At 59.1% G+C, this 26,616-nt stretch carries 31 protein-coding genes; 13 read left to right on the forward strand and 18 right to left on the reverse strand.

The window, feature by feature from the left end; genetic code table 11:
* Positions 1 to 200 precede the first annotated feature (200 nt).
* Genes KGB18_RS13405 through KGB18_RS13415 form a run of 3 tightly spaced genes read right to left on the reverse strand, consistent with a single transcriptional unit; the run spans position 201 to position 3,755 of the window.
* Positions 201 to 1,433: a nucleoside permease gene (locus KGB18_RS13405; protein WP_123722059.1), complete on the reverse strand. Its 1,233-nt coding sequence runs from the start codon at positions 1,431 to 1,433 to the stop codon at positions 201 to 203.
* Positions 1,434 to 1,488: 55 nt separating this feature from the next.
* Complete coding sequence (locus KGB18_RS13410; protein ID WP_223570097.1) at positions 1,489 to 2,592, reverse strand: sugar phosphate isomerase/epimerase family protein; 1,104 nt, start codon at positions 2,590 to 2,592, stop codon at positions 1,489 to 1,491.
* Positions 2,589 to 3,755 (reverse strand): Gfo/Idh/MocA family protein, encoded by a 1,167-nt coding sequence (locus KGB18_RS13415; protein WP_411736819.1) that lies wholly within the window; start codon positions 3,753 to 3,755, stop codon positions 2,589 to 2,591. Before KGB18_RS13415 ends, KGB18_RS13410 begins: the two co-directional genes overlap by 4 nt.
* A 200-nt stretch (positions 3,756 to 3,955) precedes the next feature.
* Here KGB18_RS13415 and KGB18_RS13420 point away from each other — a divergent pair, with 200 nt between their 5' ends.
* Both KGB18_RS13420 and KGB18_RS13425 read left to right on the forward strand, forming a co-directional pair.
* Positions 3,956 to 4,957, forward strand: coding sequence for a LacI family DNA-binding transcriptional regulator (locus KGB18_RS13420; protein WP_123722056.1), 1,002 nt, complete (start codon positions 3,956 to 3,958; stop codon positions 4,955 to 4,957).
* Positions 4,958 to 4,967: 10 nt separating this feature from the next.
* Positions 4,968 to 5,465, forward strand: coding sequence for a heme-degrading domain-containing protein (locus KGB18_RS13425; RefSeq protein ID WP_223570098.1), 498 nt, complete (start codon positions 4,968 to 4,970; stop codon positions 5,463 to 5,465).
* 74 nt (positions 5,466 to 5,539) lie between these two features.
* Here KGB18_RS13425 and KGB18_RS13430 read toward each other — a convergent pair whose 3' ends face one another.
* The 5 genes from KGB18_RS13430 to KGB18_RS13450 form a co-directional block, all read right to left on the reverse strand.
* Positions 5,540 to 6,193 carry a peroxiredoxin gene (locus tag KGB18_RS13430; RefSeq protein WP_038982589.1) on the reverse strand — a complete coding sequence of 218 codons (654 nt, stop codon included), beginning with the start codon at positions 6,191 to 6,193 and terminating at the stop codon, positions 5,540 to 5,542.
* Positions 6,194 to 6,355: 162 nt separating this feature from the next.
* Positions 6,356 to 7,768, reverse strand: coding sequence for a purine-cytosine permease family protein (locus KGB18_RS13435; RefSeq protein WP_201060910.1), 1,413 nt, complete (start codon positions 7,766 to 7,768; stop codon positions 6,356 to 6,358).
* A gap of 57 nt (positions 7,769 to 7,825) precedes the next feature.
* Entirely contained in the window at positions 7,826 to 8,566 is a 741-nt protein-coding gene (locus KGB18_RS13440) for a TorF family putative porin (RefSeq protein WP_223570099.1), read from the reverse strand.
* A 111-nt stretch (positions 8,567 to 8,677) separates the two neighbouring features.
* Entirely contained in the window at positions 8,678 to 10,420 is a 1,743-nt protein-coding gene (locus KGB18_RS13445) for an amidohydrolase (RefSeq protein ID WP_223570100.1), read from the reverse strand.
* A gap of 18 nt (positions 10,421 to 10,438) precedes the next feature.
* Entirely contained in the window at positions 10,439 to 12,307 is a 1,869-nt protein-coding gene (locus KGB18_RS13450) for an amidohydrolase (protein ID WP_223570101.1), read from the reverse strand.
* A 562-nt stretch (positions 12,308 to 12,869) separates the two neighbouring features.
* Between KGB18_RS13450 and KGB18_RS13455 the strand changes: the two genes are divergently transcribed.
* On the forward strand, positions 12,870 to 13,223 hold the full coding sequence (locus KGB18_RS13455; RefSeq protein ID WP_223570102.1) for a DUF6124 family protein: 354 nt from the start codon (positions 12,870 to 12,872) through the stop codon (positions 13,221 to 13,223).
* Positions 13,224 to 13,395: 172 nt separating this feature from the next.
* Here KGB18_RS13455 and KGB18_RS13460 read toward each other — a convergent pair whose 3' ends face one another.
* The 3 genes from KGB18_RS13460 to ggt form a co-directional block, all read right to left on the reverse strand.
* Positions 13,396 to 14,418 carry a helix-turn-helix transcriptional regulator gene (locus KGB18_RS13460; protein ID WP_223570159.1) on the reverse strand — a complete coding sequence of 341 codons (1,023 nt, stop codon included), beginning with the start codon at positions 14,416 to 14,418 and terminating at the stop codon, positions 13,396 to 13,398.
* Positions 14,419 to 14,524: 106 nt separating this feature from the next.
* Positions 14,525 to 15,058 carry a cysteine hydrolase family protein gene (locus KGB18_RS13465; RefSeq protein WP_123722047.1) on the reverse strand — a complete coding sequence of 178 codons (534 nt, stop codon included), beginning with the start codon at positions 15,056 to 15,058 and terminating at the stop codon, positions 14,525 to 14,527.
* Positions 15,059 to 15,303: 245 nt separating this feature from the next.
* Positions 15,304 to 17,031: a gamma-glutamyltransferase gene (gene ggt / locus KGB18_RS13470; protein WP_123722046.1), complete on the reverse strand. Its 1,728-nt coding sequence runs from the start codon at positions 17,029 to 17,031 to the stop codon at positions 15,304 to 15,306.
* 152 nt (positions 17,032 to 17,183) lie between these two features.
* Here ggt and KGB18_RS13475 point away from each other — a divergent pair, with 152 nt between their 5' ends.
* A complete protein-coding gene (locus tag KGB18_RS13475) occupies positions 17,184 to 17,702 on the forward strand; it encodes a methylated-DNA--[protein]-cysteine S-methyltransferase (RefSeq protein WP_123722446.1) in 519 nt (172 codons plus the stop codon).
* A gap of 18 nt (positions 17,703 to 17,720) precedes the next feature.
* Here KGB18_RS13475 and KGB18_RS13480 read toward each other — a convergent pair whose 3' ends face one another.
* The 6 genes from KGB18_RS13480 to KGB18_RS13505 all read right to left on the reverse strand — a co-directional run bounded on the left by KGB18_RS13480 (position 17,721) and on the right by KGB18_RS13505 (position 21,410).
* Positions 17,721 to 18,539: a helix-turn-helix transcriptional regulator gene (locus KGB18_RS13480; protein WP_123722045.1), complete on the reverse strand. Its 819-nt coding sequence runs from the start codon at positions 18,537 to 18,539 to the stop codon at positions 17,721 to 17,723.
* A gap of 5 nt (positions 18,540 to 18,544) precedes the next feature.
* Complete coding sequence (locus tag KGB18_RS13485) at positions 18,545 to 19,084, reverse strand: kinase inhibitor (RefSeq protein WP_123722044.1); 540 nt, start codon at positions 19,082 to 19,084, stop codon at positions 18,545 to 18,547.
* A gap of 139 nt (positions 19,085 to 19,223) precedes the next feature.
* Positions 19,224 to 19,817, reverse strand: coding sequence for an NUDIX domain-containing protein (locus tag KGB18_RS13490; RefSeq protein WP_123722043.1), 594 nt, complete (start codon positions 19,815 to 19,817; stop codon positions 19,224 to 19,226).
* Positions 19,818 to 20,058: 241 nt separating this feature from the next.
* Positions 20,059 to 20,301 carry a hypothetical protein gene (locus tag KGB18_RS13495; RefSeq protein WP_019580101.1) on the reverse strand — a complete coding sequence of 81 codons (243 nt, stop codon included), beginning with the start codon at positions 20,299 to 20,301 and terminating at the stop codon, positions 20,059 to 20,061.
* 12 nt (positions 20,302 to 20,313) lie between these two features.
* Positions 20,314 to 20,814 carry a hypothetical protein gene (locus tag KGB18_RS13500; protein ID WP_123722042.1) on the reverse strand — a complete coding sequence of 167 codons (501 nt, stop codon included), beginning with the start codon at positions 20,812 to 20,814 and terminating at the stop codon, positions 20,314 to 20,316.
* Positions 20,815 to 20,972: 158 nt separating this feature from the next.
* On the reverse strand, positions 20,973 to 21,410 hold the full coding sequence (locus KGB18_RS13505) for a hemerythrin domain-containing protein (protein WP_123722041.1): 438 nt from the start codon (positions 21,408 to 21,410) through the stop codon (positions 20,973 to 20,975).
* A gap of 148 nt (positions 21,411 to 21,558) precedes the next feature.
* On the opposite strand from KGB18_RS13505, the gene KGB18_RS13510 reads away from it, so the two are divergent.
* Positions 21,559 to 21,981: a GNAT family N-acetyltransferase gene (locus KGB18_RS13510; RefSeq protein WP_123722040.1), complete on the forward strand. Its 423-nt coding sequence runs from the start codon at positions 21,559 to 21,561 to the stop codon at positions 21,979 to 21,981.
* Positions 21,982 to 22,128: 147 nt separating this feature from the next.
* On the opposite strand, the gene KGB18_RS13515 is transcribed toward KGB18_RS13510, so the two are convergent.
* Positions 22,129 to 22,479: a hypothetical protein gene (locus KGB18_RS13515; protein ID WP_007904889.1), complete on the reverse strand. Its 351-nt coding sequence runs from the start codon at positions 22,477 to 22,479 to the stop codon at positions 22,129 to 22,131.
* A 162-nt stretch (positions 22,480 to 22,641) separates the two neighbouring features.
* Between KGB18_RS13515 and KGB18_RS13520 the strand changes: the two genes are divergently transcribed.
* From KGB18_RS13520 to KGB18_RS13555, 8 genes are all read left to right on the forward strand, one after another.
* A complete protein-coding gene (locus tag KGB18_RS13520; RefSeq protein ID WP_008008546.1) occupies positions 22,642 to 22,896 on the forward strand; it encodes a hypothetical protein in 255 nt (84 codons plus the stop codon).
* Positions 22,897 to 22,898: 2 nt separating this feature from the next.
* The gene (locus tag KGB18_RS13525; RefSeq protein WP_123722039.1) at positions 22,899 to 23,228 is read left to right on the forward strand and encodes a DUF6388 family protein; all 330 of its coding nucleotides are present in this window, start codon (positions 22,899 to 22,901) and stop codon (positions 23,226 to 23,228) included.
* 28 nt (positions 23,229 to 23,256) lie between these two features.
* Positions 23,257 to 23,961 carry a YoaK family protein gene (locus tag KGB18_RS13530; RefSeq protein WP_123722038.1) on the forward strand — a complete coding sequence of 235 codons (705 nt, stop codon included), beginning with the start codon at positions 23,257 to 23,259 and terminating at the stop codon, positions 23,959 to 23,961.
* A 196-nt stretch (positions 23,962 to 24,157) separates the two neighbouring features.
* Positions 24,158 to 24,550: a sulfurtransferase complex subunit TusD gene (gene tusD / locus KGB18_RS13535; RefSeq protein WP_048396957.1), complete on the forward strand. Its 393-nt coding sequence runs from the start codon at positions 24,158 to 24,160 to the stop codon at positions 24,548 to 24,550.
* A 1-nt stretch (position 24,551) separates the two neighbouring features.
* On the forward strand, positions 24,552 to 24,914 hold the full coding sequence (tusC, locus tag KGB18_RS13540; protein ID WP_123722037.1) for a sulfurtransferase complex subunit TusC: 363 nt from the start codon (positions 24,552 to 24,554) through the stop codon (positions 24,912 to 24,914).
* A complete protein-coding gene (tusB, locus tag KGB18_RS13545; protein WP_123722036.1) occupies positions 24,914 to 25,207 on the forward strand; it encodes a sulfurtransferase complex subunit TusB in 294 nt (97 codons plus the stop codon). Before tusC ends, tusB begins: the two co-directional genes overlap by 1 nt.
* Positions 25,204 to 25,539, forward strand: a complete 336-nt coding sequence (locus tag KGB18_RS13550; protein WP_048396941.1) for a TusE/DsrC/DsvC family sulfur relay protein — start codon at positions 25,204 to 25,206, stop codon at positions 25,537 to 25,539. Before tusB ends, KGB18_RS13550 begins: the two co-directional genes overlap by 4 nt.
* Positions 25,536 to 26,537 (forward strand): glycosyl transferase family protein, encoded by a 1,002-nt coding sequence (locus tag KGB18_RS13555; protein WP_123722035.1) that lies wholly within the window; start codon positions 25,536 to 25,538, stop codon positions 26,535 to 26,537. Before KGB18_RS13550 ends, KGB18_RS13555 begins: the two co-directional genes overlap by 4 nt.
* Positions 26,538 to 26,616 lie beyond the last annotated feature (79 nt).

Genomic DNA, 26,616 nt, shown 5'->3' on the forward strand with positions numbered 1-26,616 from the left:
GGCAAGCCGACTTCCACAAAGGGATTGGCGACGTACACCAATTTTGCAAACAACACCGACCACTGTGGGAGCGGGCTTGCCCGCGATGGCGGCGGCACAGTCGACATTGATGTCGCCTGACACACCGCTTTCGCGAGCAAGCCCGCTCCCACAGGTTGTGCACCTTAACTGACGGGTGTTTTTCAGACTCGGGTCATGATTCAAATACTCGACGGCGCTGCCACGCGTTGCCGCCCTTTGAAGGCCAGCGAAAAACAGAAAAATATCGCCAACGCAAACCCTGCCGGGAACAGCCAGATGTTTTTCCAGTCATGGCTCTCAGCCGACGCATAGTGATCGGTTACCTGCCCGGCCACCCAAAAGCCAATCAGCATGCCCAAACCGTACGTCGCGAGCGTGATCAACCCTTGCGCGGAGCTCCTGAAACGCTCCGACGCTTTGGCATCGGTGTAGATCTGCCCCGAAACAAAGAAGAAGTCGTAGCAGATGCCGTGTAAGGCGATGCCGGTGAACAACATGAAGGCGAGATCTCCGTTGTTGCCGTAGGCGAACAACAGGTAGCGCAACGCCCACGCCAGCATCCCCACCAACAACGCGATCTTGATGCCAAAACGCTGAATAAACAGCGGCAGGAGCAACATAAACAGCACTTCCGAGACTTGCCCGATCGCCATCTTGGCGGTTGGATTGGTCACGCCGATTTCCGCCAGAAACGGGTTGGCATTCTGGTAATAAAACGCCAATGGAATGCAGATCAAAATAGAGGCAATGAAGAACACTAGGTAACTGCGGTCCTTCAACAAACCCAAGGCGTCCAGCCCCAGCATTTGCTTTAAGCCAACACTGCCCGGCTCAGGTTTGAGCGGCGCGGTGCGCGGCAGGCTGAAGCTGTAGATCCCGAGCACGAGGGAGGCAATGGCCGACATCAGAAACGTGTTGCGCAAGCCACCGGATGAGATCGCTTGTTGCGAATCCCAGGCAAACACAAAGCTGATCACCACGCCCGCCACGATCCAGCCGATGGTGCCCCACACTCTGATCCGCGAGAACTCCAGGGCCGGGTCGCGCATCTGCCGGAACGCCACCGAATTCACCAATGCCAGCGTCGGCATGTAGATCATCATGTAGGCCAGCACAAACGGGTAAAACGCACTGAAGTCAGGCGCTCGATAGAGTTGCAACAGCAGCACCGCGCCGATCAGATGCAACACCGCGAGGATGCGTTCGGCATTGAAGTAGCGGTCGGCAATCAAACCAATCACAAAGGGCGCGATGATCGCGCCCCAGGACTGCGTCGAGAACGCCATGCCGATCTGCCCGCCACTGGCCCCCAGATTACTGGAGAGGAAGGTGCCGAGGGTCACGAACCATCCGCCCCAGATAAAGAACTGCAAAAACATCATTACGCTTAATCGCGCAGTCATCGTGGTCATATCAGTCACCGTCTTATTGTTTTTCTTTTTTGGGAGAAAGGGGCAAACAGGTTTTTCAGGCGTCGGGCAACCCCAAGAGCCGTCGATTGAAACGCTCGTCGGAGGTCACGCTGGCGAAATCGTCAAATGCCTTTCGGGTTTTGCTGATCATGTGCTGCTGGATGAAGGCCGCTCCTTCTGCGGCGCCCTGCTCCGAATCCTTCAGACAACACTCCCATTCCAGAACCGCCCAGCCGGCAAAGTCGTACTGCGTCAATTTGCTGAAAATCGATTTGAAATCGATCTGCCCATCACCCAAAGAACGGAAGCGGCCAGGCCGATCGACCCAACCTTGATAACCGCCGTAGACACCCGAGCGAGCATCGGGCCGGAACTCGGCGTCCTTGACGTGGAACATGCGGATGCGCTCGTGGTAGCGATCGATGAAGCCCAGATAGTCCATTTGCTGAAGCAGCAGATGACTCGGGTCGTAGAGAATCGCGGCGCGCGGATGGTGATCGACGGCCTCAAGGAAACGCTCGAACGAGGCGCCGTCGTGCAAGTCTTCGCCGGGATGGATCTCGTAGCAGAGGTCCACACCGGCTTGCTCGAAACAATCAAGGATCGGCAACCAGCGCCTGGCCAGTTCGGCAAACCCCTGCTCGACCAGACCGCTCGGGCGTTGCGGCCATGGGTAAACATACGGCCACAGCAGCGCACCGGAAAACGTCGCGTGCGCCTTCAGCCCCAAGCGTTGGCTGGCGCGCGCGGCGAGCTTCAACTGATCGATGGCCCACTCGGTTCGAGCCTGAGGCTGACCGCGCAAATGCGCGGGGGCAAAGTCATCGAACAACGTATCGAACGCCGGATGCACCGCCACCAGTTGGCCCTGCAGATGCGTCGACAGCTCGCTGATTTCGACACCTGCCTGGGCGCAAACGGCTTTCAACTCGTCACAGTAATCCTGACTGTCGGCGGCGCGCGCCAGGTCGATGTACTGCGTGCCCAAGGTCGGCAATTGAATGGCTTTGTAACCCTGCGCTGCGGCCCAATGAGCAATGTTGGCGAGCGTGTCGAAGGGCGCTTCGCCGGACATGAACTGCGCGAGAAAAATACCCGGGCCGCGCAGGTCTGTCGGTGTTGGGGAGGTGTGGTTCACGGGAGGGTTCTCCGGATTCATGGGTTGCAGACCAGTTCGGTCCACTTCGCGTCGCCGCGATGATTGGCGACCACCGCTTCGATGAACGCCATGCCACGCAACCCGACGTCGATGCCCGGCACGCCGGGGGCATCGTTGCCTTCGACGTTGCTGCGGATCGCGGTGGCAAAATCACCATAGAGATTGGCCATGGCCTCGAGATAACCTTCGGGATGCCCGGCAGGCAAACGCATGCGCTGGCTGGCGGCCTCGCATAACCAGGGCTGACCGACACCGGAACGAAGGATGCTCAACGGTTGATCGAGGGAACGATGGATCAGGCTCGCGGGCTCTTCCTGACGCCACTCCAGCCCGCCCTTGTCGCCATAGACGCGAATCTTCAACGGGTTCTCTTCGCCGGCGCAGACCTGGCTGGCGATCAACACCCCGCTGGCCCCGGCGGCCATCTTGAACAGCATCGCCGCGTCATCGTCCAGTTGCCGCCCTGCAATGTGCGAACCCAAGGTTGCGCACACCTGTTCGATGGGTTGGTCCGCGACGAATTCGGCCAGTGAAAAGGCATGGGTGCCGATGTCGCCGATGCAGCCGCCCAGCCCGGACTGCTCGGGCTGATCGCGCCAACTCGCCTGCTTGTTGCCCTGCCCGGCCACATCCCGGCTCAGCCAGCCTTGCGGGTATTCGACGATGACCTTGCGCACAGCGCCGATCACGCCGGCACGCACCATCTTGCGCGCCTGCCAGACCATCGGATAACCCAGATACGTGTGGGCCAGTCCATAGAGGCGGTCGCTGCTTTTCACCACTGCCTTGAGCGCCAGCAGTTCGGAAAGATTCAGTGCCGCAGGCTTTTCGCTGAACACATGAAAACCCGCGCTCAGTGCCTGGCTAGCGATCGGCGCGTGCAAGTGATTGGGAGTGACGATGACCAACAGCTCCATGCGCTGGTCGGCAGGCAGTGCGTGCTCGCTGTCCAGCATCTGCTGCCAGTCGCTGTAGCAGCGTGAGGCGGACAATCCCAGCGCGGCGCCGGTGTCTTGATTGTTGCGGGCGTCTCGGCTGAATGCACCGCACACCAGTTCAAAACGACCATCGAGGCCGGCGGCCTGGCGGTGGGCTTTGCCGATGAAGGCGCCCTCGCCGCCCCCGACAAACCCCATTCTTATTTTTGCCGTTGCAACATTCATCGCGAATTTTCTCTTGTTCGGGGCGGATTAGCGCTCAGGTTTGACTATGATGTAACCGGTTACATCATGCCGGAAATTTAGGCTCAGTTACTTCAGGTGTCAAACCTTGGATTAAAAATGAAGGTCATTTCAGCGCACGGCCGGACTGCGGTAAGCTCGCCGGCCATGTTTACATCTGCCGGTTCGATAACGAGGTCGTCTTGTCCAATATCCGTGAAGTAGCCCGGCTGGCCGGCGTCTCGGTGGCCACCGTGTCCAGAACGCTGAAGTCGCCCGAGCGCGTACTCCCCGACACCCGGGACAAGGTCAACGCAGCCGTGGAACAGGCCGGCTACCGGCCGAACCTCATGGCCGTGCAGTTTCGTTCGCGCAGAACCGGCAACCTGGTGATTCTGGTCCCGGCCATCGCCAACACGTTTTTCGCCCGGGTGATCAGCGGTGCCCAACAGGCCGCGCAGGCGGCCGGATATCGACTGCTGCTGTGCGACACCCAGGGCCGCGAGGAAATCGAACGGGAATTTGCCGCGCTGGTATACGCCCACCAGGCCGACGGCGTGATTCAGTTGCGCGCCTACGACCCTTTTGAATCGCCCTCCCCCCACGGTGAGTCACTGCCCTTGGTCAACGCCTGCGAGGTGATTCAAGGTGGGCGGCATCCGACGATCAGCCTCGACAATCGGGCAGCGGCCAAGGCCATGACGGAGCATCTGATCGATCTGGGCCATCGCCGGATCGGCCTGATCAAAGGCCCGAAAAGCAGCCCGCTCACACGCGACCGTGTGGCCGGTTATCAAGATGCATTGCATCAGGCCGGTATCGAGTCGGATCCGCAATTGGTCTGCCACGGAGACTTCACGTTGCAGGCCGGTTTTGATGGCGCGGGAATACTTCTGGATTTGGCCGACCGTCCGACCGCGTTCTTTTGCGAAAACGATGAAATGGCAATCGGTGCATTGAAGCGCATCAAACAACAGGGTTTGCGGGTACCCGACGATATTTCGTTGGTCGGTTTCGATGACATTCCGTTCGCGGCCTACTGTGATCCAGCGTTGACGACCATTGCGCAACCCGCCGAAACCTTCGGCCAAAAGGCTGTTGAAATGCTGATCGCCCTCATTGAGAAAAGGCCCATCCCGGAGCGCCATGTGGTGCTGCCATTCACATTAACCGTGCGTAACAGTACGACCACCCGAAAGGGATGAGGGAGAAATCATGGACATCAAAACCGACCTGCAACGCATCGCGTTCCAGGAAGAAACCCTGAAGTTTGAGCGCTTCGACAAAGCGACGGCCTGGGACTTGGGCACCCGTTTGAAAACCGCCTGCGAAGAGCAAGGCGTGTCTGCCACGATTGAGGTCAGGCTGGCGCGGGACACCGTGTTTTTCTACTCGATGCCGGGAACCTCCGCCAGCAATGCCGACTGGGCACGACGCAAGCGAAATGTCGTGGAACTGATGGAGCTCAGCTCATACCGCGTAGGCCTGTCCTTTAAGCTTCAGGGCGATTCACTCGAAGGTTTGATGGGGTTGCCGTTGCGTGATTACGCCGATCATGGCGGCAGCTTCCCGGTGTCGGTCAAGGGCGTGGGGTGCATTGGCGCCGTCACCGTTTCAGGGCTGCCCCAGCGTGAGGATCATGCCCTGGTGGTTCAGGTGTTGGCACAGATGTGTGGGGTCGACCCGAGCGAACTCGCGCTTGAGGGCGAGTAGCCTGCAGTCGCCACCGAGTCTTGCCCATCAATGCCCGCGCCGCAGGCGGGCATTGGGGTCTCCCAACGAATGGATTACTTCGGTTGCGCCACCGTGCGCAAATAAGGTTTCACCGTTTTGAAGCCATCCGGATATTTCTTTCTGGCGTCCTCATCCGAGACGGAAGTGGGAATGATCACATCCTCGCCCGGACGCCAGTTCACCGGGGTGGCGACTGTGTGCTTGGCATTCAACTGCAAAGAATCGAGCAGACGCAGCACTTCATCGAAGTTGCGCCCCGCACTCATCGGGTAGATCAGCATCGCCTTGACCTTTTTGTCCGGGCCGATGATAAACACTGAACGCACCGTAGCGTTGTCCACGGCAGTCCGCGCGCCGCCACTGGCATTCGGATGGATCATGTCGTAGAGCTTCGCCACCACCAGGTTCTCGTCCCCGATCATCGGATAGTTGACCGCATGCCCCTGGGTCTCTTCGATGTCTTTAGCCCAGGTCTGATGGTTACTGACAGGGTCGACGCTGAGCCCGACGATCTTGGTGTTGCGCTTATCGAACTCTGGCTTGAGCCCCGCCATGTAGCCGAGCTCAGTGGTGCACACCGGGGTGAAGTCCTTGGGGTGCGAAAACAGGATCGCCCACTTGTCGCCGATCCACTCGTGGAAATGCAGCGGGCCTTCGGTGCTTTCGACGGTAAAGTCCGGTGCTTCGTCGCCAATACGGATTGCCATGTTCGTTCTCCTTACTGTTGAGTCGTAGAGAAGCCGCTGGCTGCTGCTCCAGCGGCATTCAGGATCTGCGTTGAACCTGTCAACGCGGATCAGTATAGGAGACGCTTGAACACAAGGCAGTTATCGCCGCGCCCACTCTGCAGCCCTTGATCGACGGGGCCTTCAAGCCTTCGAGCTACCTTCGACCGACACGGTAAGCCCGGATGTCCTGGCCACCCAGTAGTAGAGAATGCCCGGCACCACCAGCCCGACGATCCAGGAAATATCGACACCGCCAAGCTGCACGACCATCGGTCCGGAATAGAAGTGAGTGTCGACAAAAGGCAGCTGAACCAGCACACCGAAGACATACACGCTGATTCCCAACACATTCCAGCGGCCATAACGCCCCGCCGGGTCGGACAACGCGGGAATGTCATAACGCTCTTTGTTGATGAAGTAATAATCCACCAGGTTGATCGCGCTCCACGGCGTGAAGAAGGTCAACAAAAACAGAATGAAGTATTTGAACGTCGTGAGAAACGAGTGCTGCCCCAGCAATGCAAGCGCGGTGGACGCCCCGACAATCGCCAGCACAAACAGCATGCGTTTGCTGGCGGATATCTCGAAGCCACGACGGAAGCCACTGATAATGGTGGCCACGCACATGAAGCTGCCATAAGCGTTGAGGGTCGACACCGTGACCTTGCCGAACACCACGCTCAAATACAGCAGGGAGGCGATCACGCCGGTGCTGCCCAACCCAACGATGGTGGCGACTTCATGCCCGCGAAAACTCGTGCCCGCCAACGCAGCGGCGAACACTCCCAGCACCATGGACGCTTGAGCGCCCAGCACGGTCCCCAGGCCTACGGCGGTGAACGTCTTCCAGGACGAAGTCTTGCTCGGCAGGTAGCGTGAGTAGTCAGCCACATAAGGGCCAAACGCGATCTGCCAGGACGCGGAAAGGGATACCGCCAGCAGGAAAGTACTCCAGCCGAAATGCCGATTTTCCAGCAACAGACCGATGTCGTTGAGCGTCATCAATCGGGTAAACAGATAGACGAAAGCAATGATGCCCAGCACGCTGGCCACCCGTCCAACCAAGTGGATGACCCGATAACCGAAGATCGTCAGAAACGCGATGCAGGAAGCGAAAATCAGGATGCCGGCGCTGTCGCTGACATCGATCAGCTGGGCAATGGCCTGCCCCGACAGTACCGCGCCGGTAGCGCTGAAGCCGAGGTACATCAGGCACACCAGCACAATCGGGATCGCCGCCCCATAGACGCCGAATTGCACGCGACTGGAGATCATCTGCGGCAATCCAAGCTTCGGTCCTTGTGCCGCATGCAGGGCAACCACCGCACCGCCGAGCAATTGGCCGATCAGCAAGCCAATCAGCGACCAGAACACATCGCCACCCAGCACCACGGCCAGAGCGCCGGTGACGATCGCGGTGATCTGCAGGTTGGCGCCAAGCCACAGGGTGAACTGGCTGTAGAGGCTGCCATGACGCTCGGCCTCGGGAATGTAATCGATCGAACGTGTCTCGATCAGGGGACTTCGCTGCTGACTATCGCTGACCTTGGTCATTGCGGTGTTTTTCCTGTGAAGAACAGTTTGTTGTTTTTATCGTGTGGGCTTGAATGCTTAAAAGGCCTTGCTGGCACTGGCTACCACGGTGGCAGTGCATAGATCGCCATAGCCGTACCAGCTCGCGCATTCGCTTTTCGACAGGTCGGTATCGATGTAGCTGAGGCCCCAGGTCACGCCCACGAAATCACGGGTCAGTTTGGCTTCCCACTCGGTGTAGGCATCACGGCTTTCGCCGCTGGTGGACCAGAACGCCGGGTCTTTGACATCGTTGCGACCCACGCGCAGGTCCAGGCCGATCTCGGCTGGCAATTCGATTTTGTAGCTGAGGTAGGTGTAGAGGGTGTCCTGGTCCTCGCCAAAGAAGTTCGGCGTATCGTTTGAGTAGTTGGCGCCGAGCTTCACGCCATAAACGTCAAGGATGGCGTAGACCTCACTCATGTTGAATTGGCCTTCCTTTGGATAGTCGTACTTGAGGTACCCCAGATCCAGACTGATTGCCTCGGTCGCCTGCCAGTAGTAGCCCGCGTAGTACTCGAGTTCCTGCCGGGTCTTGTATGGGCCGCCGAAATCGACATTCGAGGTCCAGGCGCCAATGTACAAGCCGCTGCTGTGCACCAGCGTGGCGCCGGCCTGAACCGCCGGATCCCCCAGGGTTTGCGAAATTCCACGGGTGCGGTAGTCACTGACAACGCCCAAGGTCATGTCCAGGCTGAAGTTGTCGTTAAGTGTCAGTGCCTGGCTGGTCAGCGGAGCCAATACAAGGCTGGCAAGGGTCAATGCTGAGCGTACGTTCATACAAGTCTCTTATTTTTATGGATCAGCGGGTGATTTCGGGCACGGCGTTGCCCTGCCCCTCGCAATACGAGGAGCAGGAGCATTTTTTTCGGTACTGTCGGCGGGTAGTCGTCAGGACGCGGGCGCGTAAACCTGCTTGCCTGCGAAGAAAGTCTTCAGGACCTTGGTGTCGAACAGCTCGTCGTCGCTGACCTTGAACACATCGCGGTCGAGGATGATCAGATCAGCCTGTTTGCCGGGCGCCAGCGAGCCAATCTGTTGCTCCAGCCGCAGGACTTTGGCGGCATTGAGCGTGTAGGCGTAGAACATGGTCTGGCGATCAATGCTTTCTTTGGCATTCAACACCCCCAACGGCCCTTTGCGAGTGCTGGCCTGAGCGATGGCATTCCACGGGTTGGGGCTGGACACCGGCCAGTCACTGCCACCGGCGATGACCGCACCGGCGTTATGCAGGGACCTGGCGGGATACTGATAACCGTAAGCGAACGCGCTGATATACGGTTTGACCAACTCCACCGTGTAAGACTCGCCGGTAGCCCACAGCAGCTGCATGGAAGCGATTACGCCAAGCTGCTTGAAGCGCGGGAATTCCTTTGGATTGACCAGTTGCAAGTGAGTGATGCTGTGGGCCATCGGTGTCGGGTTGAGCTTGCGCGCGTATTCAATGCCATTGAGTGACTCACGTACGGCACGGTCGCCGACCGCATGCATGTGCACAATCCAGTCACGCTTCTCCGCCGCGACTACCAATTCACCAAAGTGTGCCGGGTCGATCAGCAACTGACCGTTTTTGTGACTGTTGGTGAACGGAACAATCACCGCTGCCGTCTGCCCCGGAAACTCCAGAACGCCGTCAGCGAAGACCTTGATACCCGGGAAGCTCAGGTTGGGCACGCCCTCGAATTTCTTCATCACCTTGGCCAGCACTTCCAGATCGGCCGGCCGGCTTTTTGGGTTGGCCAGCAGCAGCGCCGCGACGTGGGCGTTGAGCTCGCCCTTCTCTGCCAGTTCGCGGTAAAGCGGTAGAACACCGTAACTCTGCTCGGTGGCCTGGAAATCGAACAGCGAATCACCACTTCCGGCATTCGCTGCCGCGTCCATCCAAGCGGTAACGCCATATTGATTATTGACCTTCACCGCCTCGCGGGCAGCCTTGAGCATGATCTCATTGCCGGGCGCGGGAATCTGACTGCGTACCTTGTCCCAGCGCGACTCAGCGAACAAACCATTGGGAGTGAAGTCCGCTGCGTGCCCCACGAAGCTGCGGTCCTGTTCCGACAGACCTTTTACCAATGCCGCGTCGATTTTCAGACGCTTGAGCATCGCGTTGTTGGCCCAGCCGGTATGCCCGTCAATCCCGCTGAGGACTACCGGTTGGTCGGCCCAGCGGCCCTGATTGAAACGCTGACCGAGCTCGCGACTTTTCTCCCAATAGGCCGAACTCACCCCGGCAATGCTGATCACGTCACCGGCCCGTGCACGCCCCGCTTCATCCTGCTCAATCACCCATTGTTCGAGTTCCGGCAACGGCTTTACTTCATCCAGCAGGTTGGCCCCTTGGCTGTTGAAGGCCGCAACGACCGGGTGACTATGGGTATCAATCATTCCAGGCATCAGAACTTTGCCCGCCAGATCGATTCGTTGCGTCTGGGCATCGGCCAGGGCGTTGATCTCGGCATTGCTGCCCACTTTTAGAATCTTGCCGTCTTGCACCGCCACTGCCTGAACCAGTGCTTGACCGGGTTCGGCGGTAAAGACCTTGCCGTTGAACAGCACAAGATCAGCGGCGGCCATGGCCTGCACCGAGGAAAGGGCCAGGGCTGCGGCCAACAGGTTGGGAATGAATAGTTGCATCGGAACACTCTCTTGTTTTTATTGGGCGATTCGGGATGTGGACGCTTGTGACAACGCCTTCGGATCAAGTCCAACGAACGGCGCCTTGGCCCACACGACCTTGCCGCCGACCACCGTCAGCAGCACGTCGTTTCGGCCCAGCTCATCCTCCGGCACCTGCATGAAATTCTTGTCCAATACGATCAAGTCGGCGAACTTGCCCACTTCGACCGAACCGACAACAGCGTCCAGTTTCAGTTGCTCGGCGGCGTTCATGGTGATGGTGCGCAGCACGTCAGTGCGCGACAGCGCCGGGTCGGCATTCAACCTGCCCGCATACTTGGGGCCATAGCTGTGCGGGTTCAGCGGATCGCCTGAGCGGGTGACACCGATCTTCAACGCCAGGAATTCATCGAGCGGGTCGACAGGCCAGTCGCTGCCATAAGCAACCCGACCGCCAGCGCGGCTGATGCTGCCCGATGGTTCCATGCGGGCAAAACGCGCAGGCCCGAGATGATCGCTGGTGCCGTCAACCGTGGACGGTGCCTGCTGGGCCCACTGGAACGACATGTTGGCAGTCACGTCGAGCGCCTTGAAGCGCGCATAGTCGGCGGGGTCCACCGACTCGGCGTGAGTAATGGCTGGACGAAAACCGTTGCCCGGCAATTGCTGGCGCACGTATTCGATACCGTTCAACGAGTCACGCACCGCTCGGTCTCCGGTGGCGTGAAGGTGCGGATCGAGGCCGGCCTGCACCGCTTGCAACAGCAGCGGATTGAGCACTTGTGGCGGGAAGTACAGCTCACCGGCATTCTTGCCAGGCGTCCACTTGGGCGCGGCATCGGTGCCGGCATTGCGCAGGTACGGCGCCAACATTGCCCCGGTATCCGCTGGAGCGTTGATGATGCCGTCCATGAACAATTTGACGTGACGCATGCTCACACCCGGCTCGACTTTGGCTTCGCCCTGGTCATAGGTGTTGGCCAATGCCTTGGCCTCGGCAATGGTTTTCGCCGGGTCTACAGCAGCGGCAGCAGGGTCGAGTTTGATCGCCAGCAAGGCCCGTGCAGTTAGTTCGCCAGACTGTTGCAGGGTGGTAAACGCTTTGCCATTTTCAGGCCCCGACAAGGCATCGAAGAAACTGGTGATGCCTTGCTGGCGCATGGCGTCGAGCGCCGCGCGGGTCTGCGTGAGTTTTTCTGCATCGCTGGCTGGCGGCACCACGGCGGCCATGGCATCGGCGGCACCGTCTTCGCAGATACCGGTCGGGTTGCCGGCACTGTCGCGCACGTACTTGCCATCCCCCGGATTGGCCGTGTGCTTGTTGATACCCGCGACCGACAGACCGCGAGAGTTTGTCAGCACGGTATGGAAGTCGGTGGAACGGACCTGAATCGGGCGAGTGGTCTTGAGTGCATCCAGCGTCGATTTGTCGGGATCGCCGTCGAGCCCGGTCATGCCCATGCGGTCCCAGCTGCCCACTTCAAGCCAGACATCCGGGCCCTTGCCCTTGTCGGCATCCAGACACGCCTGAATGGTTTCCTGGAAAACCTTGCGAGTCATCGTCTGGTATTTCAGGTCGCACAACGTCATGGCGCGACCACCGTCCCCCGGATGCATGTGCGCATCGACGAAGCCGGGCATCAACATGCGCCCCGCCAGATCGATCAGCTGTGTCTGCGTGCCGATGTACGAGGCAACGCCTTCATCGCTACCGACATAGACAATCTTCCCGCCAGTGACGGCGATCGCCTGCTGCACGGAGTTCTTGCCATCGACGGTATAGACATAGCCGTTGCGCATCACCATGTCAGCAGGTGTCGAACCCTGTGTCTGACACCCCACCAGCGCCATGCAGGAAAATGCCGTTGTCGACGCAACGGCGATAAACAGCCTGGAAAATTTCAACTGCCTCACCTCTATTTTTATAGTTTTGGAAGTGGCCCGAACAGACGGCCGCAAGCCTCTGATATGCAGGCATACCCTATAGGGCGCAGGCGTCGGATGGACCTCTACAAATGAGGAGGGGTGAGGCAATTAAATGACAGGGATCCGATCGGGTGTAGCGGCGGAACCTGTGGGAGCGGGCTTGCTCGCGAAGACGGCGGCATAGTCAACATTGATCGAAGAGGCTTGTTTAAAAGACCTCAAAGTTACGTCCTGAAAGCTACAAAACCTTGCGCCATTGCCTACGGCTGCACCAGAATCCGCCGGCTTGTGCGCTTTGGGGTCACTCGGTAACTTGATTCGTGTCACTGCCCATCAGTGATCGGGTTTAGCAGCCCGTCGTGACGAAGCGCATTTGCATCCACACAGTCAGGTCATTTCATGCCTGCACTTTATGGTAGCTGTGCGCAGGGCGCCCTCGGGCGCGCCGGATTCGTCTCCGCCGGTCTGCTAACCTGCACACAGCTGCCACCTTCGTTTAGCAGCGATTCGGTGATGGCTCCATATTGTTGGAGACGTAAATATGTTCAAGGTAACGCCAAACCCACCAGACGCCGATCCGATATTCCCATACGAACCCGATTCAAAAAAGCTCAATGAGGCCGCCAAACGCGCCCTCAACTTCCACTTCCCATCGAATGCCGACATCAAAGCCACCGCGCGTACACCCAGCACTATGCTTTCCGTGAACCCAGAAGCCACAGCCGAAACCCTGGCGGTTTTTTTGGTCGAGACGCTGGCTTCGGTCGATGTGATGGTCCATCAGTTGGTGGATCATCTGGAGGGTGAGTCGCGCTACGCCCTGCTGGGCATTTCAAACAGCATCATGGTGGCGGAGATCACCGCGAATCGGGTGCTGGATAAAATAGAAGTGTGATCTCCATTCCCCTTGTAGGAGCGAGGCTTGCCCTAATGCCGGTAAGTTAAGACGCAGAACCTGTGGGAGCGTGGCTTGCCCGCGAAGAACGATGACGCGTAGTACCTGAAAAACCGCGGTGCATTCTTCGCGGGCAAGCCTCGCTTCTACAGAGGGCGCGTTTTAGGCGGATTTAATCGCGGCGCGTCGCATCCGCGAGCGAGGTCGCTGAACGCAGCACCGATCCCAGTTCCACCTTGCTCTTCACACCCAGTTGCAGGTAGCAGTTGCGCAGATAGGTGCGGACTGTCGCAGGACTCAATTCAAGTATTTTGGCAATCTCCTTGTAGGAATGGCCGGCGGCGAACAGCATGGCTGCCGTCCGCTCGCGTGGCGCAAGCATCGCCCCGCGCGACTGGGCTTCGAGCGACAGGATGACGTGCTCGGCGTTTGGGCTCAGTGTCAGGGCGCAGCGGCCCAGGCGCATGACGCAAGGTGCCTTTTGCAGTTGCGCGATCACCTGCGCGGGAAGCGTTGAACCGTTCCAGCCGGGTAACTCACGTTCAATGGCTGCACACAGCGTTGCCCCCACGTACAGCAAGCTGCCGTCCATTCGCGCGACGCCAAAGTCCGACGCCCCGTTGCCCGTGTCAAAGCGGATCATGTCCTGCACCTGGAATCGCCACAGCTGCAACAGATGGTCGCAGAAGGCCGAAAACAGATCGGCCTCGCTGTCGTTGAAAGCCGAGGCCTCAAGGCCTCGGTAGAGACAGACGAAGAACATCAAACCGCTTTCGGGTAACTCGAAGGTTATGCACATCAGGTAGTAGAGGTCGTGGCGCCGAGCGAAAGCGTTCACTTCTTCATTGGGGTCGGTGAAGCCGCTGTCGCGCACGACCTCACCGGGTCGACTCATGGTGTCATGGGAGAATTTGTCGTTGCGCGCACACGTGTGCCACTCGGCGGCAAACGACTCGGGCAGATTGATTCGCCCATGCATCCAGTTTCTGGGCGAAACATCGACACCTGACCCGGACATCTCCCCCCACCAGGCCGAAGCGAAGGGCACCAGTTGGCTGAATGCCTGCAGACCGTCGGTGATGAACCGGGATGCACCGCGATCTCGGGCAAGACGCCCCAAGTGCAATACGCAAAGATTGAACGCTTGCAGCGTTGCCATCGACGCCCTGGCGCCGACCTCATCACCCTCCTCCATCGTTCTGATCCCGTTCGCTGCATGGCGTATTATTTTTTTGACCATGCCATAGGCGCAGCGATTGCGTCCAGCACCAGGCTCGCTCGCCACGGCGCTGACGGTGTTTTCAGACTTTGATTTCACTGGCCGGCGTAACATCGATCCGCGCCACGGAGCCGGTCAGATGAGCCAGATCCTTGTTGTGTTCGGCGATGATGTCTTCGGCGCTCATCGTGCCGTTGTCGATGGTGGAATGGGCGTCGGCCACCAGCACGACGTCGTAGCCCAATTGATGCGCCTGTCGAACGGTGGCGTTGATGCAGTAGTCGGTTTGCAGACCGCAGATGATCAGGCGGTCAGCGTCCAGTTCTTGCAGCCGTTCATGCAAGTGGGTCTGGTAGAACGAATCCGGGGTGGTTTTGCGCACGCGCAGGTCTTGGGGTGAAGTCTTCAGACCCTCGGCCAGTTGCCAGCCTTCGCTGCCGTATTGCAGCAGGTCGCCCTCTTCTTCGTGCTGGATCAGGATGACCGGGATGTCGGCGGCCCGGGCTTTGGTGCTGAGGTCGTTGATGGTGTCGATGACGCGCTTGATGTCGAAGCATTCATACTCGCCGGTGCACAGCGCGCGTTGGACATCGATGATCAGGAGTGCGGTGCTCATGGCTTCCTTCCTTAGATAGGTCGGTAAAACGATGGATTACAACTCCCTTTCTGTAGCAGCTGTCGAGCCTGCGAGGCTGCGTTCGAGCGCGAAGCGGTCGCGATTTCAGCGAATGCGGCTGCCTGACTGAACGCGGCTAGCCGATTTTACGACTGCTTCGCAGCCGAACGCAGCCTCGCGGGCTCGGCAGCTGCTACGGGGATCGGGGCCACCCGGGGAGTTCAGGTGGCCGGTGATCGCCTGTTTTAGTAACCGAGTGACAACCCGGTATTACGCCGTGGATCGTTCGCTCCATAGAAGCGGTTCTTGCCCACTGGCTTGCCTTCCAGTGAAGGCGCACCTACCAGAATAGCTGCGATATGGTTCGGGTCCTGCGGCCCGGCAAATTTGTGCCCCCAGCTTTCGAGCATCTTCTTGGTGTCCGGGCTGGTGGCGAAGTTCTCCAGGTTGGTTTCTTCCGGCAGCCATTGCTGGTGGAAACGCGGCGCATCCACCGCTTCCTGGATGTTCATGCCGTAGTCGATCACGTTGAGGATGGTCAGCAGGGTTGCAGTGATGATGCGACTGCCACCGGGAGTGCCGACAACCATGACGACTTTGCCGTCCTTGGTGACGATGGTCGGGCTCATGGACGACAGCGGTGCCTTGCCGGGGGCGATGGCGTTGGCTTCGCCCTGCACCAGCCCGTACATGTTCGGCACGCCGATTTTCGAGGTGAAGTCATCCATTTCATCGTTGAGGATGACCCCGGTTTTGCTCGCCATGACGCCGGCGCCGAACCAGTCGTTGAGGGTGTAGGTCACCGATACCGCGTTGCCCCATTTGTCGACGATCGAGTAATGGGTGGTATTGCTGCCTTCGTGGGGCGCTACGCCGGGTTTGATCTCGCGGGACACGCCGGCCTTCTGCGGGTCGATGACTTCGCGGATTTTGGTCGCGTAGTTTTTATCCAGCAGATGAGCGATCGGATTTTTCACGAAGTCCGGGTCGCCGAGGTAGCTGTTGCGGTCCACATACGCGTGGCGCATCGCTTCGATCTGGTAGTGCATCGCCTGAGCCGAGCGGAAGCCCAGGTCTTTCATCGGGTAGCCGTCGAGGATGTTCATGATCTCGCAGATCACCACGCCACCGGAGCTTGGCGGTGGCGCCGAGACCACATGATAGCCACGGTAATCGCACTCGATCGGCGCCAGTTCGCGGGTCTGGTACTTGTCGAGGTCGGCCTGGGTGATGATGCCCTTGTTGGCCTGACTGGAGGTGACGATGGCATCGGCCACCCAGCCTTTATAGAAACCGTCGGCGCCCTTCTCGGAAATTTCCCGCAGGGTTTTGCTCAAGTCTTTTTGTACCAGTTTCTGGCCAACCTGCATCGGCTCGCCATTGCTCAGGAAGATCGAGCCCGAGTCGCGCATGTCTTTCTTGAAGACGTCGGTGGCGTACTCCAGCAAGTCGACATCGCCCTGCTCCAGCACAAAACCGTCTTCGGCAAGCTTGATCGCGGGGGCGATCACTTCATTGCGGGGTTTGGTACCGTATTTCTTCAGGGCCAGTTCCATGCCCGAAACGGTGCCCGGCACGCCAACGGCAAGATGACCGCGGGTGCTCAGGTCCGGGATGACGTTGCCCGCTTTGTCGAGGTACATGTCGGGGGTCGCGGCCAGCGGGGCTTTTTCACGGAAGTCGAGGAAGGTCTTGCGCCCGTCCGCCAATTGAATCGTCATGAAACCGCCGCCACCCAGGTTGCCCGCCGCGGGGTACACCACCGCCAGCGCATAACCCACCGCAACGGCGGCATCGACGGCGTTGCCGCCATTCTTGAGCACATCGACGCCGACGTGGCTGGCCAGATGCTGGGCGGTGACGACCATGCCGTTTTCGGCCGCGACCGGGGCGACGGAGGCCGCATGGGCGGTCAGGCAACTCAGCGCCAATGCGGTTGCCACGAGCGATTTGGTAAAAGGTTCGAACTTCATGAGTCAGTCTCTTTTTGTTTTTAGGTTCTGTTCAAAAACAGAGGGAACGGTTCAAGAGCAGTAGGCAAGTATGGCTGGGATTGCGTATTGCGCCTCCCCGACGAGGCAGTATGCTGAGCCCCCTGTTCAGCACTTTTACGGAGTCCGCCGGCATGTCCTACACCTTCACCACCCTGGCGTCTCCGGTCGGCGAATTGAAACTGGTGGCGAAAGGTGCGCGACTGGCAGCCATCCTCTGGGAAAACGACAAACCGGGCCGGGTAAGGCTTGGGCCGATGACTGAAGCAGCGGACAACCCGATCCTGGTGCGCACCGCACAGCAACTGCAGGAATACTTCGCCGGCACGCGTAACCGTTTCGAGCTGGAACTGGATTTTGCCGGGACGGAATTTCAGCAGAAGGTGTGGCAGGCGCTACTGACGATTCCGTTTGGCGAGACTCGCAGCTACAGCGAGATTGCCCGGCAAATCGGCAATCCCAGTGCGGTTCGGGCGGTAGGTGCGGCTAATGGCAAGAATCCGATTTCGATTGTCGCGCCGTGTCATCGGGTGATCGGAGCGTCAGGGAAACTGACGGGGTTTGCCGGTGGGCTTGAGGCTAAGGAACGGCTACTGACACTGGAAGGGTACGAGTGCCACGGGGCTGGCAGGATGGATGATTTGTTTATCTAACGGACTCACACAAACTGCCTAAATCGCCGCCCGCAATTCCCGTGGCGACAGGCCATAGTGTGAACGAAAGCGCACTGCAAAACGTGAGGCCGAGGCATAACCGCTGGCACCGGCAATTTCACCGATGGGGCGAGAAGTGGTTTGCAACCATTGCAGCGCCGTAGCCAGTCGAACACTTTCCAGAATATTCCTGAAACTGTCCCCTTCTTTGGCCAGTTGGCGACGCAAAGTCGACTCGCCAAGGTTCAAGTGTTGTGCAACGTGCGCAACAGTCCAGTCTCTCTCCGGGCTGCCCATTACCAACTGCTGCACCCGTTCGCACAGTGGATCGTTGCGGTCCATCAGCAGCGGCCCGGCCTGGCCGCCGAGGCACAAACTGAGGAGAACCGCTTCCCCATAGTGGGTGCGTAATGCATCCGGCGCGTTCGCATTGATGGAGGCCAATAACTGATCCCATGCCTGTGTTGTATGCCTGTCCAGAGGGACACATAGATCTGTCTGCGGGGCACGGCGATGGCTCATGATCTGCTGGCCATATCGGCTGCTGAAATTACGCAGTGTCGAACCGGGAAAGGTCACCACATCGGCGATGTAGTGACCGTGAAGGCCGGGAAAATTTGAGATGCCCAGCTCGCGCCCGGCCGGCATCAGAATCAGATGTTGCGGCCCTGCACGCATCTGCCGGTCATCCCATTGCAGCAGTTTTTCTCCCTGCCGCACTCGACACAAGGCCGTAGCGAATATCGGCACCCGTTGCAATGTATGAGGCTGTCGCGCCCGTATGACACACGCATCGATAATATTTTCCCGGTGCTGTATGCCGAAACAAGGGCGCATCGTTCTTAACGTCCGTAAGTTGAAGTAATGGTCGCTTTGGCCAAGGCGTTGGCATTGAGCATATAGCCCACCAAGGCTCCGCTGGCCTGATTGTCGAGTGGCAGCTTATCGACTTTCAATGCCCATACGGTGAATTGATAGCGATGCGGCTTATCCCCTACAGGAGGGCAAGCCCCGCCAAACCCCGGTTGGCCATAATCGGTTCGCCCTTGTACTGCGCCAGCAGGCAGGTTCGAACCGACCCCTCTTGGCAAACTGCTGGTTGAAGCGGGTAAGTTGACCACCGTCCAATGCCACCAGCCGCTGCCGGTCGGCGCATCAGGATCGTAGACGGTGATCGCGTAACTTTTGGTGCCCGCCGGGGCGTTGTGCCAGGAAAGTTCGGGGGAAGTATTCCCCCCTTCGCAACCAAAGCCCTGGAACACCTCGCGACTGGTCAGCGGGCGGTTCTCGGCAATATCCTGGCTCGTCAGCGAGAAGTCGGCAGCGTGTCCCGTGAGGACGACCCCCATGCACAATGCCGATAGGATTATTCTGATGTTCATCGTGACCTCATCTGAGTGTTGGCGTGAGGCACGAGTTTAGAGAGAGCAAAGGCTGGTTACTGTGCCGAAATGCTCGACCATTGTGCCTGAACGCTCTTTCGCGTCAGGCGAGCCGGAACTGCAAAACCACCGCACCTGTTCAAACCGCTCCGAAGACATCCTTCATCGCTGCATACTGCAGCAGCATGATGGTCTTGGCATCGCAGATCTCCCCCCGATAGAACGCCGCCAGCGCGTCGTCGAACTTCCACTCCAGCACTTCCAGTTCTTCGGTTTCTTCCTCCAGCCCGCCGCCATCACTGACTTTCGAAGAGGCGTCGTACTCGGCGATGAAGAAATGCAGCTTTTCAGTCACCGAACCGGGGCTCATATAGGCCTCGAAAACCTTCTGCACATGGTGGACGCGATAGCCGGTTTCTTCTTCGGCTTCAGCGCGAATGCGCTCTTCAGGCGCAGCGCCTTCCAGAAGCCCCGCCGCCACTTCAATCAGCAAACCATCATGGCCGTTGACGAACACCGGCAGCCTGAACTGGCGGGTCAATACGACGGTTTTCTTCTCGCGATTGAACAGCAGAATCGCCGCGCCATTGCCCCGGTCATAGACCTCGCGAGTCTGACGCTGCCAGTCGCCGTTGTTGCGCAAGTAATCGAAGGTGATTTTTTTCAGCAGATACCAGTCGTGGGACAGCACCCGGGACTCGATGATGTTGACCCGCTCGGCTGTGTTCGACATGACAATCCATCCTTATGTTCGTCAGAAAGCGTCCATGGTAGGCGAAAACAGAAAAGCCCTGCGACTGCCGCAATGCTGTTCATTAAGAGAATCTTGAGCCAGAGAAACCTGTGGCGAGTGAGCTTGCTCCCGCTGGGCTGCGTAGCGGCCCCAAAAATCTGACAACCATTGCGATTTTTGTGAGCGCTACGCACTCAAGCGGGAGCAAGGTATCCGTCCGGTCAACACACCTTCCTGACCTTCAGCCAATCTGCTCGAACCGCCGCCTGGTCACGAACAGCCCCGCGCCCACCGGCACGGCAAGGACCGACATCAATCCCAAGTCAAAGCCCAGCAACTGGGTCTGGCTCACTGCAACGCAGCCGATTGCGCCTGCCACCACCAGCGTCACCCCTAGCCACTTGCGCAGCGGGTACGGCTTAAGAAACCGATCAAGTAGAAAGGCCAGCGCCACAACGATGACCGTCTGGGTAATTTCGGACATGTGCAGCCCCACTCAGGTCTTGATGATCAGGGATTCGGAAGAGCGCTGTGGGCCAATCCCACCATTGACCTGCGCCTGGATGCTGACGATTACGTCGCCAGCATGGTAGGTGGGCAGAGCGTCATTGACGTACGAGCGCACACCCGCCGTTACAACAGTACCTGCGGCGACACTGCCTGCAGGTCCGGCTAAACCGCCCACAGTACCGGCAGCGCCACCGAAGGCGGAGGCGGCAAGGTTGGCGACCTTGGTGCGTTGGACATTGAGGGCATCGCCCTGTTGCCGGGTCAGCGGCTTGGAGATGCCGATCATCATCACGCACGGCAGGCTCTTGGCCTGCATCTTGTCGTACACCTCGACGACCTTGCTGTTGACCTCATAGTGGGCGCTTTTCGCCTCGCCAAAATGCAGCTCGCGCAGGCGTCCGCGCTCGCTGTCGGTGAGGGTGATCTGCGAGACGTTGAAGACGATCCCGTGAGTGCCCATGTATTGGAAAGTCCCTTCGAACTTCATCGCACGCATCCCTTCGAGGCAAAGATGGCGATTCTCTACAAGGAGCGCATTGGATTCAAATCATTTCACCTTGCCGGCAAGGTGTGTTGGCTCCCTCGCCACAAGTTCTTACTGACTCAAGACTCTCTTGAGTGAACCGCATTGCGGCGCTTTCATCCTCAGGAAAGTTGCGCCTTGTATTCTTTCTGATACTCCCCGGCGAGGGTTTCTTTCTGTTGGTCGTCGAGTAACTTGCCGGCCATCTGAAAGAACTTCTGCTCCTCCTCTTTGAGGTGGTGATGGACCTTCTCCGAGAGTTTTTTCGCCGTTGCCAACCAGGACGGACTGGACATTTCGGTGGCATCCAGCGCTTCCATCATCTCGTCCATTTCGTGGTGTTCGGAGATAGCGTGGCGGCTAAGATCCACACCGTTGTCGAACTCCATCAGCGGCATGTAGAAATGGCGTTCTTCAGCGGTTGCGTGGGCCTGAAGCTCGGATTTGAGCCGTTTGTAAGCCTCGACCCGTTCCGGGGTGTCGCCACTGGTTTGAATCAGTGCATCGGCATAGCGGCGCTGACGGTCGTGACTTTCGCGCAAGGCTTCAAAAATGTTCACGGGCTGCCCTCAATGACTGCTTTCAACAACGATGCTGTTCACGCTAGACATTCCCGGAGCCCCGGGGGTTCCTTGGGCTTCGGGGGGATAGAACAATCGCCGCAACCGGGATAGGCTCCGTGTTCACTGCCATAAGGATGTGTTGCCTATGACTCTGCGAATCGAATTGTCGAAAAATGCCACTCCGGAGGAGCGCGAGGCGATCCTCACACCGCTGCGCGCCTACAACGCCTCAAAGGCCGGGGCCACGGTGTCGGAGCAGATTGCTTTGCTGGTACGCAATGACAGCGACGAGATTCTCGGCGGGCTTTATGGCCGAGTGTTTTACCAGTGGTTTTTCATTGAGTTGTTGTCGGTGCCGGAGCTGGCCCGGGGACAAGGGATGGGCTCGAAGCTGATGCAGATGGCCGAAGACCTGGCGCGGGAAAAGGAATGCGTGGGGATCTGGCTGGACACCTTCGACTTCCAGGCACCGGAGTTTTACAAGAAGCACGGTTACAGCGAGTTGGGGCACATTGCCGACTACCCGCCGGGCCACAAGCGCTTCTTTTTTCAGAAGCGTTTGGGCTGATTAAAACGCAAAACCTTGTGGGAGCGAGCTTGCTCGCGATAGCGGCGGATCAGTCGATATCAATGTCGAATGACAAACCGCCATCGCGAGCAAGCTCGCTCCCACAGGAACCGCATCTGCCCAACAACCGGTGCACGAAGTGCCTGCTTACAAACAGGTCGCCAACGCCGCCAAACGGCGCTTGGCGACAAAATCGTCATGCTGCGCGTAGTAGCTCAACGCTGTACCGGAGGCATCAGTGGTCACGTCCACAAAGGACTCGGCCGAACGGGTGTAGACCGTCGAGCCACCCTTCTTGCCCGGCTGCAAATACGCGCCCGCATCGACGCCAAATACCGCTTCGTCCTGCCACGCAAACTGCACGCACTGGGCGACGACTTTTTCCGGTTTGTCCGAGGTCAGGGTTTTGTACGGGGTTTTGGTGCGGGCGTCATTCATCGCCGATCCGGCGCAGCCCGCCAGCAAGGTTGCGGCCAGCGCCACCATCAGAATTCGCATTGCGTTCGCTCATCAAGAAAAAGCGGACTGTATCACCGCGGCGCGGCGTATCGTTCTGCTTTACTTCATTTATACCGCGACACCGCGCAACGATTCGCGCACCCTGTCGCGCCATTAACGCCGCATCGCCCATTTTTCCGGGCGCATTTTTCTGGAAAGGTCATGACACCCAACGCCGAATACTACAAACCGACCGCTGAATACGCCGACAAGCTGATCAGCCAGATCGGTCAGACGCCTTCCTGGATCGCCAAGCGAATTGGCGTCACCGACAAGCGGATTCGCTACATTCTCGATGGCGAAAGAACCGTCAAAGGCGAAACCACGCCGATCCAGATGACCTACCCCGAGCAGTTTGCTCTGGAGTGTCTGGCCGCGGCCGCCAAGGCGAGCAAAAAGCAGTCTTCTAAGGAGTGACCATGGCGGCAACCGAACAGCAACACGAGCAGGCGCTGAAAAAGTTTCTCGATGAGCGTCCTGAGCTGCGCATCGAACTGGACAACCTGAATCCACTGTTGGCCCAGGCCAAGGGTGTGACAGTGGCGCAGTACCGCGACGAGCGCTTGCATGAAGCGTTCGAAGCCGAGGCGGAGCGCCTCGGTTTTTTTGCCTGGGAGCTGACGCTGCAACTGACTGCCGCCACGCCTGAGGATTACCAGGCCCAACGCCTGGAGGTGCACAAGGAAGTCGCGGAGATGGCCGGCATGGACTGGCTGGAGTATTGCGAGTTATATGGGTTAACCAAATAATCATCGCTGCTCAAGGAAGTCCTCTTCAATGCTGCCTTCTCCTTCAGGCACCCGGGCCACGCCGGGGCATCTGCATACTCATAAATGGCGCGGACGCATCGGCCTGTCGCTGGTCGCCGGTTTGTCGGTACTCGCGGGCATGACCGATGCCATCGGCTTCATGGCCAGCGGCGACTTCGTGTCCTTCATGAGCGGCAACACCACCCGTCTGGCCGTGGCGATCAGCGATGGCGATCTCGGGCTGACCCTGCGCCTGGTAATCCTCGTGGCCACATTTGTCGCCGGCAACGCCTTGGGTATTGTCGTCAGCCGTTTCGGTGGCCGGCGGGCGTTGCCGTTGCTGCTGTGCATCGCCACCCTGCTCTGCGGCGCTGCAGCCTGGCCCTACGAAACGCAATTGCCGGCGCTGCTGGCGACGATCATCGCCATGGGCATGCTCAATGCCGCCGTGGAAGAAGTGAACGGCCTGCCGGTCGGCCTGACCTACGTCACCGGCGCGTTGTCGCGGTTTGGCCGTGGGCTGGGGCGGTGGATGCTTGGCGAGCGGCGCAATGGCTGGCGGGTGCAATTGATACCGTGGGCCGGGATGTTTGCCGGTGCGGTGCTTGGCGCGCTGCTGGAACATCATCTTGGGCTCAAGGCCCTGTTTGTCAGCGGGCTGCTGGCGGGGGTGCTGGGGTTGCTGTCGTTGAAGATACCGCGGCGTTGGCAGTTGGGTTATATGCCGCGCTGAATCTTGTATTGACTGTTCGGGCCTCATCGCGGGCAAGCACGCTCCCATAAGGACTTGTGTGATGCCAAAGATTGCAGCTTCGCTACATAACTTGTGGGAGCGGGCTTGCCCGCGATGACGGTCTACGAGTAAACGCCCTTCGCCGCCCCGCCGATAAAGCTTTATCATGGCCGCAGTTTTGCTGATCGAGTCCGTCATGAAGTTTGCCATTGCGCTGTTTTCCGCCGCCCATGCGCCCTCCTCGCGCCGGGCCTTGCTGTTCGCCCAGGCCGCGCTGGCTGGCGGGCATGAGATTGTCCGGCTGTTTTTCTATCAGGATGGCGTCTACAACGCATCCGGCAGCGTGGTCACGCCTCAGGATGAACAGGACTTACCCAAGCAATGGCGCAACTTTGTCACTGAGCATCAACTCGATGGCGTGGTCTGCATCGCCGCCGCCCTGCGCCGTGGGGTGTTGAACGAGGAAGAAGCCCAGCGCTATCAGCGTGAAGCGGTAGCAGTGGGCGCGCCATGGGAATTGTCCGGCCTCGGCCAGTTGCATGACGCGGTGCAGGACGCTGACCGCTTGATCTGTTTCGGAGGCGCGTGAAATGGCTAAATCCTTGCTGATTATCAGCCGTCAGGCACCGTGGTCCGGGCCGAATGCACGGGAAGCGTTGGACATCGTGCTGGCCGGCGGCGCCTTCGATCTGCCGATCGGCCTGCTGTTCCTCGATGACGGCGTGTTCCAGCTAGCCGCGAAACAGGACGCCAAGGCGTTGCAACAGAAAGACCTGAGCGCCAACCTGCAAGCCTTGCCGATGTTTGGTGTCGAAGACCTGTTCGTGTGCGGTGAAAGCGCTGCTGCCCGAGGTCTGGCCCCTAAAGGTCTGTCGCTTGAAGAAGCCCAGGTGCTGGACGCCCAGGAAATCACCGCCCTTATTGACCGTTACGACCAGGTGATCACCCTCTGATGTCGACTTTGCATGTGTTGTCTCATTCCCCTTTCGGCGACGATCGCCTGAGCAGTTGCCTGCGCGTGATCGGCGCGGACGATGCGTTGCTGCTGAGTGGCGATGCGGCTTATGCCTTGCAGCCAGGCACCGCACCATTCAGCACCCTGCATGCTCGCAGCCTGAAACTGTTCGTGCTGGCCGAAGATGCTCAAGCACGGGCTCTGGAAGTCCCGGATTGGGCCAAGGCCATCGATTACCCGGCCTTCGTCGAACTTTCGATTCACTACGACAAGGTCAACAGTTGGCTATGAAATCCCTGACGGTCGGCGCCCGCGCCATTGAACTGGACAAGGACGGTTTCCTGGTCGAACTGAGCGACTGGTCTGCCGAAGTCGCCGCCGCCCTCGCCGCCGCCGAAGACATCGAGTTGAGTCCGGAACACTGGGAGATCCTCGAACTGCTGCGCAGTTTCTACGACGAATTCCAGCTGTCCCCGGCGACTCGCCCGCTGATCAAGTACACCGCATTGAAACTCGGCCCCGACAAGGGCAACAGCCTGCACCTGAACCGACTGTTCAAAGGCACCCCTGCCAAACTCGCCGCGAAACTGGCGGGCCTGCCCAAACCGACGAATTGCTTATGACCGACTATCCAGCATTGACCCTCGAAACGCCTGCCGAGCACCCGTTCGCCCAGTTCGTGCGGATCCTTGGCAAAGGCAAACGCGGCGCCCGCGACCTGACCCGAGAGGAAGCCCGCGAGGCCATGGGCATGGTGTTCGACGACAAGGTCGAGGACACCCAGCTCGGCGCGTTCCTGATGCTATTGCGGCATAAGGAAGAAAGCGCCGAGGAAATGGCCGGGTTCACCGAAGCCTTGCGTGAACGCCTGAATCCACCGGCGCTGGCGGTCGATCTGGACTGGCCGACGTATGCCGGCAAGAAGCGTCACCTGCCGTGGTATCTGCTGGCGGCCAAGTGCCTGGCCCAGAACGGCGTGCGCATCTTCATGCATGGCGGCGGCGCGCACACGGCCGGTCGGCTGTACAGCGAACAACTGCTCGAAACGCTGAACATTCCACTGTGCCGCAACTGGCAGCAGGTCGGCACAGCGCTCGATCAGGGCGGCCTGGCGTTCATGCCATTGGTGGACTGGGCCCCGCAACTTCAGCGAATGATCGACCTGCGCAACACCTTGGGCCTGCGCTCGCCGATCCATTCCCTGGCGCGGATTCTTAATCCGTTGGGCGCTCGCTGCGGTCTGCAAAGCATTTTCCACCCCGGCTATCAGGCCGTGCATCGCGATGCCAGCGGTTTGCTGGGCGATACCGCCATCGTGATCAAGGGCGATGGCGGCGAGATTGAAATCAATCCGGATGCCGACAGTCACCTGTATGGCACCACCGGCGGCGAAAGCTGGGATGAAGAATGGCCACAGCTGTCGACCCAACGCCACGTCAAACCGGCGAGCCTGGATCCCGAGCATTTGAAAGCCGTGTGGCGTGGCGATGTGGTCGACAGCTACCCGCAAATGGCGTTGATCTCGACCATGGCCCTGGCGTTGCGCGGCCTCGGCCAGACCCGCGAGCAAGCGTTCGAAACCGCCCAGCAATACTGGGACGCCCGGGACCGATCGATTTAACCGATCATAAACGCCCAACCTTTGCGCTTTTTGTTCGAACCTATGCGCATAGACTCCTCTCCAACGCTTATCGCTTGAG

The sequence above is a fragment of the Pseudomonas sp. BF-R-26 genome (genome assembly GCF_019947395.1).
GTDB lineage: Bacteria > Pseudomonadota > Gammaproteobacteria > Pseudomonadales > Pseudomonadaceae > Aquipseudomonas > Aquipseudomonas farris.

What these genes read in the sequence shown, in the direction of transcription:
- KGB18_RS13440 (WP_223570099.1), bottom strand. Translation starts at nt 8,566, where the DNA reads ATGAACGTACGCTCAGCATTGACCCTTGCCAGCCTTGTATTGGCTCCG.
- KGB18_RS13475 (WP_123722446.1), top strand. Translation starts at nt 17,184, where the DNA reads ATGTCCTACACCTTCACCACCCTGGCGTCTCCGGTCGGCGAATTGAAA.
- KGB18_RS13500 (WP_123722042.1), bottom strand. Translation starts at nt 20,814, where the DNA reads ATGAAGTTCGAAGGGACTTTCCAATACATGGGCACTCACGGGATCGTC.
- KGB18_RS13445 (WP_223570100.1), bottom strand. Translation starts at nt 10,420, where the DNA reads ATGCAACTATTCATTCCCAACCTGTTGGCCGCAGCCCTGGCCCTTTCC.
- tusC (WP_123722037.1), top strand. Translation starts at nt 24,552, where the DNA reads ATGGCTAAATCCTTGCTGATTATCAGCCGTCAGGCACCGTGGTCCGGG.
- KGB18_RS13510 (WP_123722040.1), top strand. Translation starts at nt 21,559, where the DNA reads ATGACTCTGCGAATCGAATTGTCGAAAAATGCCACTCCGGAGGAGCGC.
- KGB18_RS13435 (WP_201060910.1), bottom strand. Translation starts at nt 7,768, where the DNA reads ATGACCAAGGTCAGCGATAGTCAGCAGCGAAGTCCCCTGATCGAGACA.
- KGB18_RS13430 (WP_038982589.1), bottom strand. Translation starts at nt 6,193, where the DNA reads ATGGCAATCCGTATTGGCGACGAAGCACCGGACTTTACCGTCGAAAGC.
- KGB18_RS13515 (WP_007904889.1), bottom strand. Translation starts at nt 22,479, where the DNA reads ATGCGAATTCTGATGGTGGCGCTGGCCGCAACCTTGCTGGCGGGCTGC.
- KGB18_RS13555 (WP_123722035.1), top strand. Translation starts at nt 25,536, where the DNA reads ATGACCGACTATCCAGCATTGACCCTCGAAACGCCTGCCGAGCACCCG.
- ggt (WP_123722046.1), bottom strand. Translation starts at nt 17,031, where the DNA reads ATGAAGTTCGAACCTTTTACCAAATCGCTCGTGGCAACCGCATTGGCG.
- KGB18_RS13530 (WP_123722038.1), top strand. Translation starts at nt 23,257, where the DNA reads ATGCTGCCTTCTCCTTCAGGCACCCGGGCCACGCCGGGGCATCTGCAT.
- KGB18_RS13410 (WP_223570097.1), bottom strand. Translation starts at nt 2,592, where the DNA reads ATGAATCCGGAGAACCCTCCCGTGAACCACACCTCCCCAACACCGACA.
- KGB18_RS13485 (WP_123722044.1), bottom strand. Translation starts at nt 19,084, where the DNA reads ATGAACATCAGAATAATCCTATCGGCATTGTGCATGGGGGTCGTCCTC.
- KGB18_RS13550 (WP_048396941.1), top strand. Translation starts at nt 25,204, where the DNA reads ATGAAATCCCTGACGGTCGGCGCCCGCGCCATTGAACTGGACAAGGAC.
- KGB18_RS13405 (WP_123722059.1), bottom strand. Translation starts at nt 1,433, where the DNA reads ATGACCACGATGACTGCGCGATTAAGCGTAATGATGTTTTTGCAGTTC.
- KGB18_RS13465 (WP_123722047.1), bottom strand. Translation starts at nt 15,058, where the DNA reads ATGAGCACCGCACTCCTGATCATCGATGTCCAACGCGCGCTGTGCACC.
- KGB18_RS13415 (WP_411736819.1), bottom strand. Translation starts at nt 3,755, where the DNA reads ATGAATGTTGCAACGGCAAAAATAAGAATGGGGTTTGTCGGGGGCGGC.
- KGB18_RS13520 (WP_008008546.1), top strand. Translation starts at nt 22,642, where the DNA reads ATGACACCCAACGCCGAATACTACAAACCGACCGCTGAATACGCCGAC.
- KGB18_RS13480 (WP_123722045.1), bottom strand. Translation starts at nt 18,539, where the DNA reads ATGCGCCCTTGTTTCGGCATACAGCACCGGGAAAATATTATCGATGCG.
- KGB18_RS13495 (WP_019580101.1), bottom strand. Translation starts at nt 20,301, where the DNA reads ATGTCCGAAATTACCCAGACGGTCATCGTTGTGGCGCTGGCCTTTCTA.
- KGB18_RS13460 (WP_223570159.1), bottom strand. Translation starts at nt 14,418, where the DNA reads ATGGAGGAGGGTGATGAGGTCGGCGCCAGGGCGTCGATGGCAACGCTG.
- KGB18_RS13525 (WP_123722039.1), top strand. Translation starts at nt 22,899, where the DNA reads ATGGCGGCAACCGAACAGCAACACGAGCAGGCGCTGAAAAAGTTTCTC.
- KGB18_RS13425 (WP_223570098.1), top strand. Translation starts at nt 4,968, where the DNA reads ATGGACATCAAAACCGACCTGCAACGCATCGCGTTCCAGGAAGAAACC.
- tusB (WP_123722036.1), top strand. Translation starts at nt 24,914, where the DNA reads ATGTCGACTTTGCATGTGTTGTCTCATTCCCCTTTCGGCGACGATCGC.
- tusD (WP_048396957.1), top strand. Translation starts at nt 24,158, where the DNA reads ATGAAGTTTGCCATTGCGCTGTTTTCCGCCGCCCATGCGCCCTCCTCG.
- KGB18_RS13455 (WP_223570102.1), top strand. Translation starts at nt 12,870, where the DNA reads ATGTTCAAGGTAACGCCAAACCCACCAGACGCCGATCCGATATTCCCA.
- KGB18_RS13490 (WP_123722043.1), bottom strand. Translation starts at nt 19,817, where the DNA reads ATGTCGAACACAGCCGAGCGGGTCAACATCATCGAGTCCCGGGTGCTG.